Below are 14,596 nucleotides of genomic sequence, written 5' to 3'. Positions count from 1 at the left end.
CACCCGCCCGTCAGCGCAATACCACGCAACTCCGGCCCCGCGCCGGAGTTGTCGTTTCAGGGTCCCCGTCCAAAGTCCTAGAATAGAAACATCCGGGAGGACTCACGTGGGCGCAGCACCTTCAGATCTCATACTTTCCTGCGATGCACTGCGCGAGATAGAAGCGCGGCACACCTCGGCCGAACCGCCGCTGATGGCACGCGCAGGATTGGCGGCATTCAGTCTTGTCGAACGTCTGTGCGAACAGCGCGGGCCTGTGCTCGTCATGGCCGGCCCCGGCAACAATGGCGGCGACGGATTCGTGCTCGCAACACACCTCAAGCGTGCAGCCTGGCCGGTTACCGTCGCCTTTGCAGGAAACGCGGCAGACATGCCCAGCGACGCAGCGGCCGCGTTTCGCCAGTGGCGCGAAGCGGGCGGAGAGGTCGCGAGCGACTTTGACTCCGGACCGTGGGCTATCGCGGTCGACGCGCTGTTCGGCATTGGCCTGACGCGCCCCCCTGCTGGTAAGTACGCGGACTGGATCAGACGTTTCAACGCGCTCGCATGTCGGCGCCTGGCCCTCGATATCCCGAGCGGGCTCGACGCGGGTACTGGGCGCGTGCTGGGCAGCGCAGTTCGTGCCACCGACACCCTCAGTTTCATTGCGCTCAAACCCGGACTCCTGACCCTCGACGGCCCCGACCATTGCGGCTCCTTGCATACAGACACCCTCGGCCTGCAGGACGCAGCCCCGCAAGACTCGGGACGGCGCATCCAGCCAGCCGATTTCGCGGAATACCTGACAAACCGGCCGCGCAACAGCCACAAGGGCCAATTCGGCGACTTCGCAATCCTCGGAGGGGCTACCGGAATGGTAGGCGCGGCGTGGATCGCAGGGCGGGCAGCGCTCGTGCTTGGCGCCGGCCGCGTCTTTGTCGCCGCGCTGGCAGTCGATGCTCCCGCGCTGGACCCGAGCTATCCCGAACTGATGATGCGCACGCCCGACGACATCAACCGCGTGGCCTCTGTTATCGCCGCAGGCCCGGGCCTCGGTCAGAGTGAAGCCGCACTTTCGCACCTGAAGCGTGCGCTCAGCTTTTCCGGCCCGATCGTCCTCGATGCCGATGCGCTCAACCTGCTGAGCGCACATCCGGGACTGCGGGCGCTGGTGCTGAGCCGTTCAGCGCCAACCGTCCTGACACCCCATCCTGCCGAAGCCGCCCGCTTGCTCGATTCCAGCACAGCGGCCATTCAGGACGATCGGCTGCGTGCGGCGAAAATGGTTTCTGAGCGCTATCACGCCCATGTCGTCCTCAAAGGCGCGGGCAGCGTCGTGACGCATCCCGATGGCACCTGGGCGATCAACACCGCCGGCAACCCCGGCATGGCGGCCGCCGGCATGGGCGACGCGCTGACGGGCATTGTTGCCAGCCTGCTTGCTCAGCACTGGCCTGCCAAGATGGCGCTCGAAGCCGGGGTTCACCTGCACGGGGCGGCTGCTGATGAACTTGCGCGTAGCAGCAGCGGCGCGATTGGCATCACGGCGTCCGAGGTAGCACTTGCCGCACGCGCAGTCCGAAACCGCTGGGTTGGCGACATCGCACGAGGCGTGCGCCGGTGACGCTGCCCGAGCCACGTCGCCCGGCGCTGCGCATTCAATGACCGACGTTCGTCGCGAGCGCCCAATGCGGGGCGTGGCTCTGTTTTGCGTCGCAGTCGTTCTGTTCGCATGCCTGGACGCAATCGCAAAGCACCTTTCGCGCACCTGGCCGGTTGCCATGCTGGCCTGGGGCCGTTACGTCACGCACTTCATCCTGATGACGGTATTTCTCGCCCCGCGATGGCGCGGGCGACTGCTCGCAAGCAAACGCCCTTTGCTGCAATCGCTGCGGGGCTTGTCTCTGGTGGCCGTGACGGTTCTGGCGATGGCGGCCTTCAAACGTATGCCACTCGCCGAAGCGACAGCGCTGCTATTTGCGTCACCGCTGCTGGTCGCGATCCTCGCTCGCCCGATTCTCGGCGAGCGAATCGGCCACATCCGATGGAGCGCAATCGCTATCGGTTTTGCAGGCGTGCTGATGCTTACCCGGCCGGGGAATGGACTTGATCCGCTTGGGGTTGCCTGTGCGCTGGCGGCGGCAGTCGCTTACGCGGCTTACCAGTTGATGACTCGGACGCTGAGTTCAAGCGAGCACCCGGTCACCATGCTCTACTACACGGCGCTGGCCGGAACGCTCTCGCTGAGCGCACTGCAGCCCTTTCTGGTCGATTCGCTGCCCTGGCCTGGTGCCGTTGATGCTGCATTGATCGCCGCACTTGGGGTGCTTGGCGGCAGCGGGCATTACCTGCTGACACGGGCTTTCCGCGACGCACCGGCATCGCTGCTCTCGCCTCTCGTGTATACCCAGCTGATCTGGGCGGCATTGTTGGGCTGGATCGTGTTTGACAATGCACCCACGGCAGCGACGCTGGCCGGCATCGCGGTGATCGGCACTTCCGGCTTGCTGATCGCCTGGGATAGTGCGCACCCTCGGACCCGATAGCGGCAGCCAAGCGCAGTTGCAGGCTGGACCTGTCGCTCGCGAGAGCGCCCCAAAGTCAAAGCACCGCGGCGAGGCGGTTGAGCCCTTCGCGCAAGCGTGAACGGCTGCTTGCCGCCCCAAGAGAAACGCGGATGCCGGCCGGTGCTGACATGCGTCCGACCGCGAATGTATCCGATGGCACCACCGCCACCCCGGCGCGACGCGCCGCCTCGCTCACGCGCACGGCCGCACGAGCATCGGCACATGGTAGCCACAGATGCGGCGACTCATGCGCACCGGCGGGCTGGTGCTGCCCAACGCAGGTGAGCGCCACTTTCCAGCGCTCGCCCAGTTCGTGGCGTTGCTGAGCGACCCGCTGCGCAGCGGTTCCATCGCTGATCCAGCGCCGCGCCACCTCCGCACTCAGTGGCGAGACATACCACTGCGTGTGATGCTCAAGCGCAGATCGCCTGGACACGAGACCCGGCGCCAGAAGCAGATAGCCGATGCGAAGCCCCGGGGAAACGGTCTTCGACAGGCCGGTCACATGGCACACCCGTTCCGGCGCAAGGGCCGCGAGTGCAACAGGTGCCTCTGATGCCAGCGCGCCATAGACGTCCTCCTCGATCACCATCAGATCGTATCGACGCGCGATCTCGACGATTGCCCGACGCCGCTCCAGGCTTGAGGTGCGCGCCGTGGGATTGTGCAGGGTCGGGATGCATACCAGGCAACGCAAGCCGTGTTGTGCCGCGCGCTCCAGGGCCTCCGGGAGGATTCCATCGTCGTCGATCGGCAATGGGTGCAGTCGCAGGTCGCGACTTCGCGCAATCGCCTTGAGGCCTGGCCAGCTCAGGCACTCACAGCCAATCTCCCTTTCACCGGCCGCCGCGAGCGCGGCTTCCATTGCATGCTGCGCGCCGGCACACACGATCAGGGCTTCATGAGGCGCATCGATGCCCCGCATTGCGAGCCAGGTTTGTGCGGCAGCCTGATGAAGATAGAGATCGCCCGGCGTCGGGTAGTCCACAAGGCGTGCGAGGCTTCCCTCCTCGGCCATGGTCAGCACGGTGCGGCTCAGGGCGTCATCGCCGGAACCTGGCGGCGTGTTGGTCGACAGATCGATCAGGGTGTCCTGTGGGCGGTCGGCGAAGGCAAACAACCTTGCCTCTGAAGCAGCACCAAGAACGAAGGTGCCGCGCCCCACCTCGCCTCCGATCAGTCGCCTGCGCTCGGCCTCGCGGTACGCGCGCGTCACGGTACTGACGTTGATGCCGAGGAGATCGGCCATCAGCCGGTGTGTCGGCAGGCGATCGCCCGGACGCAGGCGACCGCTGCGGATAGCCTCCGCAAGCTGTTCCACCACGGCCAGAAACAGTGGCCCATTCACATCCTGCAAATCGGGGCGCCAGCTTGTCATGCACACAATCCACGCAAAAGTGCATACAAAATGCCACTTACCTTGACCACTGACAAGCCGGAATCGCCATGAAGCCGACCCACGATTGCATCCAGCACGCGGCAAATCGCATTCGCCCCTTCTGTTCCCCCACGCCGCATTACCGCTGGCCGCTGTTGTGCGCAAGTCTGGGCAAGGAAGTCTGGGTCAAGCATGAGAACCATCTCGCGACTGGCGCATTCAAGGTGCGGGGCGGCCTCAACTACTTCGCGTCGCTCGCAGGCACAAAGGCGCCAAGGGACGTTGTCTGCGCAACCCGGGGGAATCACGGGCAGTCGATCGCGCTTGCGGGCGCCGCGCACGGCTTCCGGGTCCATGTCGTCGTCCCGCGCGACAACAGCAGCGAAAAGAACGCAGCAATGCGCGCGCTTGGAGCCAACCTGATCGAATTCGGCGAGGACTTCCAGGCGGCACGGGAGCACGCCGCAATGCTGGCCAATACCAACGGCTGGCACCTGGTTCCCGCCTTCCACCCTGACCTCGTCGCGGGCGTTGCTACGTATGCACTGGAGTTCCTCCAGGGCGTCGAGCATCTCGATACCGTGTATGTCCCTGTTGGCATGGGATCCGGTCTGTGCGGCATGATTGCCGCACGCGATGCACTCGGACTCTCGACTGAAATCGTCGGTGTCGTCTCCGCGCACGCCCCAGCTTACGCCGTCGCCTTCGAGACGGGACGCAACGAGGAAGCAGCGGTCAGCACACGCCTCGCTGACGGGATGGCGTGCCGACGCACAGACCCCGCAGCGCTGGCGTTGATTCGTGAAGGCACCGCGCGCTTCATCAGGGTGAGTGATGACGAGGTCGCTGCTGCGATGAGACTGCTCTTCACTGCCACACACAACGTGGCGGAAGGTGCCGGCGCGGCCTCGCTGGCCGCGGCAATTCAGGATAGAGACACAGCCAGCGCCACGCGCGTCGGCGTGGTCCTGAGCGGCGGCAACGTCGATAGCAAAGTGTTTGCAGAAATCCTCGCGCCCGCGCTTCAACTTCCCTGTGCCGCCTGAGGATGCTCATCGCAACAGAACCCAAGCATGGGCACCCGTCTTAGCGAGGCGGGTCGGCGTTGACTTTCCGAGCGCCATTTGAGGTGTATGTCAGCGCATCGATCGATACCGCCTTGCGTGGGGCTGACATCGCTTCTGCACATGCGGCTCAACCCCGGGTCGAAAAGCTTGGGGAACGCTGGATGCAATTTCCGGGTGATGATCAGCACGCACGGTGTGCGGTCGCCTCGATCCCGGTGAAGCGCGCACCCTCCACGCATAGCTCCGTCCGGAAATGGGGACGCCGCGGCGCAGCTGGCTGTACAAGGCGTGCACGTTGAGGCATGTTGATGGGGTTGCGGCAACGTTTTGCCCAAGCGGGGGGCTGTCTTTGCGTCCAAGGCTTGGCGACCGCCGCCATGGCGTATACCTTAGACACCGGACGTCGGACATCGCCTGCCCCCCGACGCAGAGACCCGGATTCGGGCCGAGCTAGCGAGAAAACCTGCCATGCACATCAATGAACAACTGCGAGCGGAGATCCTTCGCAACGTCGCCGCGTCCTTGTCCGAGGACATTGGAACCGGAGACCTTACCGCGCAATTGATCCCGGCGGATCGCAACGCCCGTGGACGTGTGGTGACCCGCGAATCCGCCATCCTCTGCGGTACAGAATGGTTCACCGCAACCTTCGCGGCCCTTGAACCTGACTGCACCGTGGTATGGCACGCGAAAGACGGTGACCGCGTTGAGTCCGGAGAGTTGCTGTGCGATGTACTCGCAAGCGCCCGCTCACTGCTCACCGCTGAGCGCACTGCGCTGAATTTTCTGCAGCTTCTTTCCGCCACGGCAACCACCACGCGCGCCTATGTCGACGCGGTTGCCGGTACGAAAGCGAAGATCGTCGACACCCGCAAGACCCTGCCCGGTCTTCGTCTTGCTCAGAAATATGCGGTGGCAATCGGCGGAGGCACCAACCATCGCGTTGGCCTCTACGACGGTATCCTGATCAAGGAAAACCACATCATTTCTGCCGGCAGCATCGCAAAGGCAGTAGATGCAGCAAAGGCGATCGCCCCCTCGAACGTATTCATCGAAGTCGAGGTCGAAAACCTGGTCGAGCTTCGCGAAGCGCTTGCAGCCGGTGTAAAGATGATCCTTCTCGACAACATGTCGCTCGATGCAATGCGGGAAGCGGTGAAGATGAGCGCCGGAAAGGCCGAGCTCGAAGCAAGTGGCGGCGTAGATCTGGAGGCCGTACGCGCAATTGCTGAGATTGGCGTTGATCGCATTTCGATCGGGCGCCTTACAAAAGACGTGAGGGCAATCGACCTTTCCCTCCGCCACACCGAGCGTTGAATGAACGAAATTGTCTGACGCCCGAATGCTTGCGAGCTCGCGCCGGAAACGCTATATATGCTGATTGCTTTTTTCTACCCCATTTGAGCTTGGCGCTTCAGCACTCCGGGAGCGCGTTCAGGAATCACCTCGATGTCCGTATTCTTCGTGCTGTACTACATAGTCTCCATCGTTGTCCTGGTGCTGCATTTCACCGGATTTCTTGCCCGTCACAACATCGAGTGGCTGATCTACATCCTGGCGGTCACGGTGTTCCCGGCAGTCATCTACCTCTAAGGGCTGACGCGCCACCAATAGGAAATGAAAAGGCCGGGACATCCCGGCCTTTTTGTTGGTGCGCTACGAACTGCACTCAGGACACGTGTGCGACGATGAATCGCTTGATCGCTGCGACACCGGGATCCATGACCTCGACACGTTGCGGCAACGCCTCGATGCCTTCGTAGCCTGCCGGTCGCTCTGGACTGCGCCCGAGCGCCTCTACGATGGTCTCCTCAAATTTTGCCGGCAAGGCCGTTTCCAGCACGACCATCGGCACACCGGCTTCGCGGTAAGCCGCTGCCACCTTGAGCGCATCGGCGGTGTGCGGATCCACGGTAACGCCATAGCGCTGAGACGTCTCTCGAATGGTGTTCAAGCGATCGGCATGCGTGCTGCTGCCTGAGACGAACCCATAGTCCGCGATCCGCGCAAAATAAGGCGTCGCCGCCAGATCGAAGGCGCCCCCCGCATCGACTTCGCCCCACAGATCGCGCAAGACGGCGCTGTCGCGGTCCACAAGGTCAAAGATGAAACGTTCGAAATTCGAGGCCTTCGAAATATCCATCGAGGGGCTCGACGTTTCGTGAGTTTCGGCCGTGCCGCGCGGACGATAGACACCCGTCCGGAAGAACTCGTCGAGCACGTCGTTCTCGTTTGTCGCAAGAACGAGCTTCCGGATTGGCAGTCCGAGTTGGCGCGCAATGTGTCCAGCACAGATATTGCCGAAGTTGCCCGAGGGAACTGCAAACGACACTTCCTCGCCGGCACCCCGCGTGCACGCGAAATACGCCTTGAAGTAATACACCACCTGGGCACTGACACGCGCCCAGTTGATCGAGTTCACCGTGCCGATCGCGTACTCGCGCTTGAAGGTCAGGTCGTTTGAAACCGCCTTCACTACGTCCTGAGCATCATCGAACATGCCACGGATCGCGATGTTGTAGATGTTTTCGTCCTGCAATGAATACATCTGCGCACGTTGGAAGGGGCTCATCTTGCCCCACGGCGAGAGCATGAAGACGCGCACGCCGCGCTTGCCGCGCATGGCGTACTCCGCGGCCGAGCCCGTGTCACCGGAGGTCGCCCCAAGAATGTTGAGCGACTGACCGGTACGCGCCAGCGCGTACTCGAACAGGTTGCCCAGCAGCTGCATCGCCATGTCCTTGAACGCCAGCGTCGGACCGTTCGAGAGCTCAAGGAGGTGCAGATCAGGTTCGAGTGTCGTGAGCGGCGTGATTTCGTTCGCCCTCGACGCATCGCGCGCGTTGCAATACACCGCCGCCGTGTAGGTGCGGTCGATCAGCGCCTTGAGGTCCTCCGTCGGAATGTCGTCGGCGAATCGCGAAAGCACGGCGAACGCCAGATCTGGATACGACTTCGAACGCAGTGCCTCAAGTTCGTCAGGCGTGAATCTCGGATAGCGTTCCGGCATCGCAAGCCCGCCATCCTCCATCAATCCGCCTAGAAGGATGTCAAGAAACTGCTTGGGCTCGGCCTGCCCTCGTGTGGAGACGTATTTCATCGCCATCTCAGTTGCCCAATTCTTCCAGACGGATCTTTGTAACGGCACCGTCGACAGTCGCGAGCTGTTCGATTCGCTCGATCGCGGCAAGCACATTGCGCTCAAGAACGCGGTGTGTCAGCAAGATGATGCTGGCCTTGTCGACGCCTTCCGGCGGCTCTTTCTGGATCATTGCCTCGATCGAAATGCCGTTGTCAGCAAGGATGCGCGCCACATCTGCCAGCACGCCCGGTCGATCAAACACCTGCATGCGCAGATAGAACGAAGTCTCGACGTCACCGATGGCCAGCACGGGGATATCGACCAGTTGGTCCGCCTGGAAGGCTAGATGCGGAACGCGATGCTCCGGATCAGCCGTATGCATGCGAGTGACGTCCACAAGGTCGGCCACAACAGCGCTGGCCGTGGGTTCAGCCCCGGCACCACGACCGTAGTACAGCGTATGGCCAACAGCGTCACCCTTTACAAGCACCGCGTTCATCACGCCCTCGACGCTTGCGATCAAACGGCGAGCAGGAATGAGTGTCGGGTGGACGCGCAATTCCACGCCCCGCGCCGTGTGTCGCGTAATGCCAAGCAGCTTGATGCGGTAGCCAAGTTCCTCCGCGTAGGCAATGTCCTCACGCGTGAGTTGCGAGATACCTTCCACATGGGCCTTCTCGAATTGCATCGGGATGCCGAATGCAATGGCACTCATGATCGTGAGTTTGTGCGCGGCGTCGACACCTTCGATATCAAATGTCGGATCGGCTTCCGCATATCCCAGCGCCTGCGCCGCCTTGAGCGCCGTATCGAACGACAAACCCTTGTCGCGCATCTCGCTGAGGATGTAGTTGGTGGTGCCGTTGATGATGCCGGCGATCCATTCGATGCGGTTGGCGGTCAGCCCCTCGCGCAGCGCCTTGATGATCGGAATGCCGCCGGCCACGGCGGCCTCGAATGCGACCATCACGCCCTTCTTCTGGGCTGCGGCAAAGATCTCGTTGCCATGCAGCGCGAGCAGCGCCTTGTTGGCCGTGACAACATGCTTGCCATTCGCGATGGCTTCGAGCACGAGTTCGCGTGCAATGCCGTAACCGCCAATCAGTTCGACGACGATATCGATCTCGGGATCGCGAACCACCTCGAACGCATCCGCGGTGACCTTTGCCTTGCCATCCACGATCTTGTTTGCGAGTTCGGTGTTCCGATCAGCGACTGTCGCAATTCGAATCGGACGCCCCGCACGACGCGTGATTTCTTCCTGATTGCGGGACAGCACGGTAAATGTGCCGCCTCCAACAGTCCCAATGCCCAGCAGGCCAACGTTGATCGGTTTCATGACAGGTGTTTCTTGAAATGGAGAGAGGGAATAAGGAAATCGTGTAGGTACGACAAAGGGCGCACGCTTTCAACACCGCTTCGGGCTCAGCCGGCCGGGTCAGGGCTGCTCCGAAGCATCTTGCAATTCGGGGGGGAACCCGGGTGCGGCTCCCCCACGAAATCGATGACTCGTCGGTCACGCGCCATCAAAGTTAAGTATCTGCAGAGGCAAAACCTCGCCTTCATCTGCGCCCGAAGAAGCCACCCGATCCAGCTGCAACACACCACGAAATGCCGCAGCTGCGATCGTTGGTCACCCACATCGGACGCGTCTGGCGCGCCGCAGTTTCCGCGCCGTCACATGTCGCAAGCGGCGACACCGACGCACAAGTTTAGCGTGTTCAGGCCGTATGCCGCCGGCGATATTGATCGAGGAAGCGTGCAATCCGCCCGATCGCCTCGCGCAGATCGTCTTCGTGTGGCAGGAATACCACGCGGAAATGATCGGGCGTGGGCCAGTTGAACCCGGTGCCTTGCACCACCAGGACTCGCGTTTCCTCAAGCATTTCGAGGATGAACAACTGGTCATCAGAGATCGGATAGATCTTCGGATCAAGCCGGGGGAAGCAATAAAGCGCGGCTTTGGGCTTCACACACGAGACGCCGGGAATCTGGTTGAGGAGGTCAACTGCGAGGTCGCGCTGACGTGCGAGTCGCCCGCCAGGCGCCACCAGATCCTTGATGCTTTGATATCCGCCGAGTGCGGTCTGGATCGCGAGTTGCCCAGGCGTGTTCGAACACAGCCGCATGGTCGCGAGGATGTTGAGGCCTTCGATGTAACCCTGAGCGCGCCGCTTGTCGCCCGAGATCACCATCCAACCCGCGCGATAACCACACGAACGGTAGTTCTTGGAGAGACCATTGAAGGTGACGAACAGCACATCCTCGGCCAGCGACGCGATGCTGGTATGCGTTTCGCCGTCGTACAAGGTTTTGTCATAGATCTCGTCGGCAAACACGATGAGCCCATTCTGGCGCGCGATTTCCACAATCTCGCGCAGAAGCTCGACCGGATACAACGCGCCCGTTGGATTGTTCGGATTGATGACGACGATGCCCTTGGTATTCGGCGTGATTTTCCGGCGGATGTCTTCGAGATCCGGCAGCCAGCCGCTCTGTTCGTCGCAGATGTAGTGACGTGGCGTACCCCCTGAAAGGCTTACCGCAGCGGTGTAGAGAGGATAGTCCGGGGCCGGCAGCAGGATCTCGTCGCCGGTATTGAGCAGCGCCTGCATGCTCATCACGATCAGCTCGGAGGCGCCGTTCCCGATGTACACATCGTCGATCGAAACACCGGGAATTCCCTTTTCCTGCGTGTAGTGGACGATCGCCTTGCGAGGTGCAAACAGGCCCTTCGAGTCGGTATATCCGGCCGCGTCCGGAAGGTTCCGGATCATGTCCTGAACAATCTCATCAGGCGGAAGCAAACCGAACGTCGCAAGATTGCCGATGTTCAGCTTGATGATCTTCTGCCCCTCCTCCTCCATCTGCTTCGCCCGCGCCAGCGCCGGGCCGCGAATCTCGTAACAGACATTCGCCAACTTGGCTGACATATGCAGCGGGCGCGCGGCACGGGCGGCGGCCACTTGCTCGTGTCCGGATTCGCCCATTATTCGCACCAGATTTCCCGCAGTCATGATCTTCTCCAAGTGTGCGTGCGTCAGGTCCAGCCCCGAGCCCCGCGAAATCAAAAGGTTATAATCGTAGCCAAGGCACACCACTGCCGCAATCGCGGTGCAGCAAACGATGAAACTCAACCTCGACCTCGCCGCAGGCATCAACGTCATCACAGGGCATGGGGATGGCTTCCTCAAGATCAATGGCGAGCGCCATGAGGGCTCTCTGCTGGTGGGCCCCAAACTCCTGGATCCAGCTTGGGGGAAGCCAAGCATGGAGGCACTCACAGCCGATGACTTTGCAGCACTGGCCCTTCTCGAGGCAGGCATAACGCTGATCGGAACCGGCAGACGCCAGCGCTTCCCCTCCCCCTCTCTGCTCAGGCCGTTGATCGAAGCGCAGCGCGGATTCGAGATCATGGATACCGCCGCGGCGTGCCGCACCTACAACATTCTGGCCGCCGAGGGGCGAAGCGTCATCGCAGCATTGATCGTGGAATCAGTGGTTTAGCGGCGCACGGAATTACCGATTTGCGAGTGGTATGGGCCCTCGGATACTCTGGAGCCGGATCAATCTCCGGAGACAGCGATGGCCGGATCCGCGGCACCTGAATTTTCTCTCCCCGCCACTGGCGGAAAGACCATAGCCCTCAGCGACTTCGCGGGGCGCAAACTGGTCATCTACTTCTACCCGAAAGACAACACTCCCGGCTGCACCCAAGAAGGCCTCCAGTTCAAGGAACTGCATGCCGAATTCGTGCGCCTTGGCGCGGATATCCTTGGCGTGTCCCGCGACAGCGTGAAGTCTCACGAAAACTTCAAGGCGAAGATGGAGTTTCCCTTTGAACTCATCTCCGACCCCGAAGAGCTGATGTGCGCCGCCTACGGTGTCATGAAGCTCAAGAACATGTACGGAAAACAGGTACGCGGAATTGAACGCAGCACGTTTGTCATCAATGAGAAAGGAGAGATCAGCCGCGAATGGCGCGGTGTAAAGGTTCCGGGTCATGCCCGGGAAGTGCTCGAATTCGTCGCAACGCTCTGACCTACGACCTCAAGCGGAAGCTCTAGCTCATGAACGCAAAACGCCAGCATGCAAGCACTGCCGCCAAGACCAAGCTGTTCGTACTTGATACGAACGTGCTGATGCACGATCCGAATTGCCTGTACCGCTTCGAAGAGCACGACATCTATATTCCGATCCAGACCCTGGAAGAACTCGACAGCCACAAGAAGGGCATGTCCGAAGTCGCTCGAAACGCGCGGCAGGCGAGCCGGATGATGGACGAGATCGTTTCATCCCTGCCCGAAGCCATCGACACCGGAATCCCGTTGACCGAACCGTCACGCGAACTGGCAACTGGTCGCCTGTTCCTGCAGACAGAGGCCATCCCGCTCACGCTGCCGGTCAATGTGCCGACAGCCAAGGCGGACAATCAGATCCTGGCTGTCGTTCACCACCTTGCCACGAAGCAATCCAAGCGGCCGGTGATCCTGGTGTCAAAGGACATCAACATGCGCATCAAAGCGCGTGCGATGGGCCTGGAAGCGCAGGACTACTTCAACGACAAGGTTCTCGAAGACACCGATCTGCTTTACACAGGCGTCCGCGAATTGCCGGCCGATTTCTGGGACGCGCATGGCAAGGGGATGGAGTCCTGGAAGGAGAACGGCCGAACCTTTTACCGTCTCAGAGGCCCGCTTTGTGCCGAGATGGTGGTCAACGAGTTCGTTTACCAGGAAGGCGAGCGTCCTCTGTATGCGCTTGTCCGCGAAAAAACGGGGCCGACGGTCGTACTTGAGACATTGATCGACTTCTCCCATCAGAAGAACAATGTGTGGGGCATTACCGCACGGAATCGGGAACAGAACTTCGCCTTGAACCTGCTAATGAATCCTGAGGTCGACTTCGTGTCTCTCCTTGGCCAGGCAGGCACCGGCAAAACCTTGCTCACCCTTGCGGCGAGTCTGACCCAGGTTCTTGAGACAAAGCGCTACAGCGAAATCATCATGACCCGGATCACCGTTCCGGTCGGTGAAGACATCGGGTTCCTCCCGGGGACCGAAGAGGAAAAGATGGCCCCCTGGATGGGTGCCCTGGAAGACAACCTGGATGTCCTCAACGGGAACGCCGAGGAAGGCGGACATTACGGTGGCGAGTGGGGCCGCGCTGCAACGCGCGACCTGATCAGGACCCGCATCAAGATCAAAAGTCTGAATTTCATGCGTGGGCGCACCTTCATCAACAAGTTCCTGATCATCGATGAAGCGCAGAACCTTACGCCCAAACAGATGAAGACCCTTATCACCCGTGCCGGTCCAGGAACCAAAGTTGTCTGCCTGGGCAACATCGCACAGATTGACACCCCATATCTGACCGAAGGCAGTTCCGGTCTGACCTATGTGGTGGATCGCTTCAAGGGGTGGAAGCACAGCGGTCACATCACGCTACAGCGTGGTGAGCGCTCAAGGCTTGCAGACTGGGCAGGGGAAGTTCTGTGACCGATGCGCCGCGCGGAGAATCAGCCGCTGCGCGGCGCCATTGGCGCAAGACGTTGGCGCTTACCCTGACGCTGCTTGCCGTGTGGTTTCTCGTGACCGTTGTCACCAGTTTCATGCCTGAACAACTCAATCAATGGTCGTTATTCGGCTTTCCACTGGGTTTCTACTTCGCTGCACAGGGCGCGCTGCTGATCTATCTCGCGATAGTAGGTATCCACACGTGGGCAATGAACAAGCTCGACAGCAAGTACCGGGACACAACGCGAGACTAGGCGGCGAAGCGACGTTCCCCTGGCACCAGACGATCCAGCAACCAGCCGCGAACGGCCACACGCTCAGGCAGTTGCTCAACCCGCCAGTGGGCGATCTTGAGGCCACGGTTGGCAAGATCGGTCAACGTCCTTGATCGGATCGCCGCATTCGGATCATGCGGCCAATCCAGCGCTATCACCGCAAGCGGGCGGAAATCCTTGCTGCACACAACAAAATCAAGCAAATGCGGCGTTAACGAAGCGTCTTGACCGAGCAGCTTACGGCTGTCCACATTCACCAGAATCTCGTACTCGGGCACTGCGGTCTTCAGCAGTCCATGAACAGCCCTTTCCTCGTGCAAGAGCAATTCAGCAAATGCGTCAAGCGACGACCGTCTCATTCCATCGGGGGCCGGCAAAACGTATCCCGCGCCGCTTGAACCCGCTTGTAGCAACAGTTCCTGCTCACGCGCATGCGCACCGTCCCTTGCCTCGCGAATGGCGGCAACACTGCGTTGAACCAGCCACACACCCAATGCGGTAGCGCCAGATAACAAGAGAAAAATGATGGCCTTCATGAGTCGCCGGGCAGAGAAACAAGTGGATACATTTTATGCGTCATTCACTCGGCATCCTTGACCAAATCGGCGTGTTACGCGGCTAACAGCCACTCAAGACACCGTCTAGAGAAAAATCAAGGGTTTACCGTGAAGATCTGCCGCGCTATAGTCGCGCGATGGTCATAAAAACAACACTTTGCGCGCTATTCCTGTC

14 protein-coding genes are annotated in these 14,596 nt (G+C 61.0%); 9 read left to right on the top strand and 5 right to left on the bottom strand.

The annotated features are described in order from the left end of the window. Nucleotides 1-193: 193 nt before the first annotated feature. Entirely contained in the window at nt 194-1,603 is a 1,410-nt protein-coding gene (locus tag GGR36_RS03655) for an NAD(P)H-hydrate dehydratase (protein ID WP_183631951.1), read from the top strand. A gap of 64 nt (nt 1,604-1,667) precedes the next feature. Next, nucleotides 1,668-2,525, top strand: coding sequence for a DMT family transporter (locus GGR36_RS03650; RefSeq protein WP_242533094.1), 858 nt, complete (start codon nt 1,668-1,670; stop codon nt 2,523-2,525). Between the two features lie 55 nt (nt 2,526-2,580). Here the strand turns inward: GGR36_RS03650 and GGR36_RS03645 are convergent, their stop codons facing one another. Then, on the bottom strand, nt 2,581-3,924 hold the full coding sequence (locus GGR36_RS03645; RefSeq protein ID WP_183631947.1) for an aminotransferase-like domain-containing protein: 1,344 nt from the start codon (nt 3,922-3,924) through the stop codon (nt 2,581-2,583). A 68-nt stretch (nt 3,925-3,992) separates the two neighbouring features. Here GGR36_RS03645 and GGR36_RS03640 point away from each other — a divergent pair, with 68 nt between their 5' ends. The 3 genes from GGR36_RS03640 (at nt 3,993) to GGR36_RS03630 (ending at nt 6,584) form a co-directional block, all read left to right on the top strand. Then, nucleotides 3,993-4,970, top strand: coding sequence for a threonine dehydratase (locus tag GGR36_RS03640; RefSeq protein WP_183631945.1), 978 nt, complete (start codon nt 3,993-3,995; stop codon nt 4,968-4,970). 489 nt (nt 4,971-5,459) lie between these two features. Then, nucleotides 5,460-6,308: a carboxylating nicotinate-nucleotide diphosphorylase gene (gene nadC, locus GGR36_RS03635; RefSeq protein ID WP_183631942.1), complete on the top strand. Its 849-nt coding sequence runs from the start codon at nt 5,460-5,462 to the stop codon at nt 6,306-6,308. 132 nt (nt 6,309-6,440) lie between these two features. Beyond that, on the top strand, nt 6,441-6,584 hold the full coding sequence (locus GGR36_RS03630; protein ID WP_183631940.1) for a hypothetical protein: 144 nt from the start codon (nt 6,441-6,443) through the stop codon (nt 6,582-6,584). Between the two features lie 76 nt (nt 6,585-6,660). On the opposite strand, the gene thrC is transcribed toward GGR36_RS03630, so the two are convergent. The 3 genes from thrC to GGR36_RS03615 all read right to left on the bottom strand — a co-directional run bounded on the left by thrC (nt 6,661) and on the right by GGR36_RS03615 (nt 11,063). Beyond that, nucleotides 6,661-8,091: a threonine synthase gene (thrC, locus tag GGR36_RS03625; protein ID WP_183631938.1), complete on the bottom strand. Its 1,431-nt coding sequence runs from the start codon at nt 8,089-8,091 to the stop codon at nt 6,661-6,663. A gap of 7 nt (nt 8,092-8,098) precedes the next feature. Further along, nucleotides 8,099-9,412 carry a homoserine dehydrogenase gene (locus GGR36_RS03620; RefSeq protein WP_183631937.1) on the bottom strand — a complete coding sequence of 438 codons (1,314 nt, stop codon included), beginning with the start codon at nt 9,410-9,412 and terminating at the stop codon, nt 8,099-8,101. Nucleotides 9,413-9,794: 382 nt separating this feature from the next. Next, nucleotides 9,795-11,063 carry a pyridoxal phosphate-dependent aminotransferase gene (locus tag GGR36_RS03615; RefSeq protein WP_183634888.1) on the bottom strand — a complete coding sequence of 423 codons (1,269 nt, stop codon included), beginning with the start codon at nt 11,061-11,063 and terminating at the stop codon, nt 9,795-9,797. Nucleotides 11,064-11,199: 136 nt separating this feature from the next. Here GGR36_RS03615 and GGR36_RS03610 point away from each other — a divergent pair, with 136 nt between their 5' ends. From GGR36_RS03610 to GGR36_RS03595, 4 genes are all read left to right on the top strand, one after another. After that, entirely contained in the window at nt 11,200-11,580 is a 381-nt protein-coding gene (locus GGR36_RS03610; protein ID WP_183631934.1) for an Mth938-like domain-containing protein, read from the top strand. Nucleotides 11,581-11,658: 78 nt separating this feature from the next. Continuing rightward, nucleotides 11,659-12,114: a peroxiredoxin gene (locus tag GGR36_RS03605; protein ID WP_183631927.1), complete on the top strand. Its 456-nt coding sequence runs from the start codon at nt 11,659-11,661 to the stop codon at nt 12,112-12,114. 29 nt (nt 12,115-12,143) lie between these two features. Continuing rightward, nucleotides 12,144-13,571, top strand: coding sequence for a PhoH family protein (locus tag GGR36_RS03600; RefSeq protein WP_183631925.1), 1,428 nt, complete (start codon nt 12,144-12,146; stop codon nt 13,569-13,571). Beyond that, nucleotides 13,568-13,843 carry a sodium/substrate symporter small subunit gene (locus tag GGR36_RS03595; RefSeq protein WP_183631923.1) on the top strand — a complete coding sequence of 92 codons (276 nt, stop codon included), beginning with the start codon at nt 13,568-13,570 and terminating at the stop codon, nt 13,841-13,843. The genes GGR36_RS03600 and GGR36_RS03595 overlap by 4 nt, the downstream gene beginning before the upstream one ends. On the opposite strand, the gene GGR36_RS03590 is transcribed toward GGR36_RS03595, so the two are convergent. After that, on the bottom strand, nt 13,840-14,400 hold the full coding sequence (locus GGR36_RS03590; protein WP_183631921.1) for a hypothetical protein: 561 nt from the start codon (nt 14,398-14,400) through the stop codon (nt 13,840-13,842). The genes GGR36_RS03595 and GGR36_RS03590 overlap by 4 nt on opposite strands. Nucleotides 14,401-14,596: the final 196 nt, after the last annotated feature.

Origin of the sequence: Niveibacterium umoris, assembly GCF_014197015.1 — a bacterium.
GTDB lineage: Bacteria > Pseudomonadota > Gammaproteobacteria > Burkholderiales > Rhodocyclaceae > Niveibacterium > Niveibacterium umoris.
Note: the sequence above shows the minus strand (reverse complement) of the source record. Positions and strands in the feature narration are given on the sequence as shown.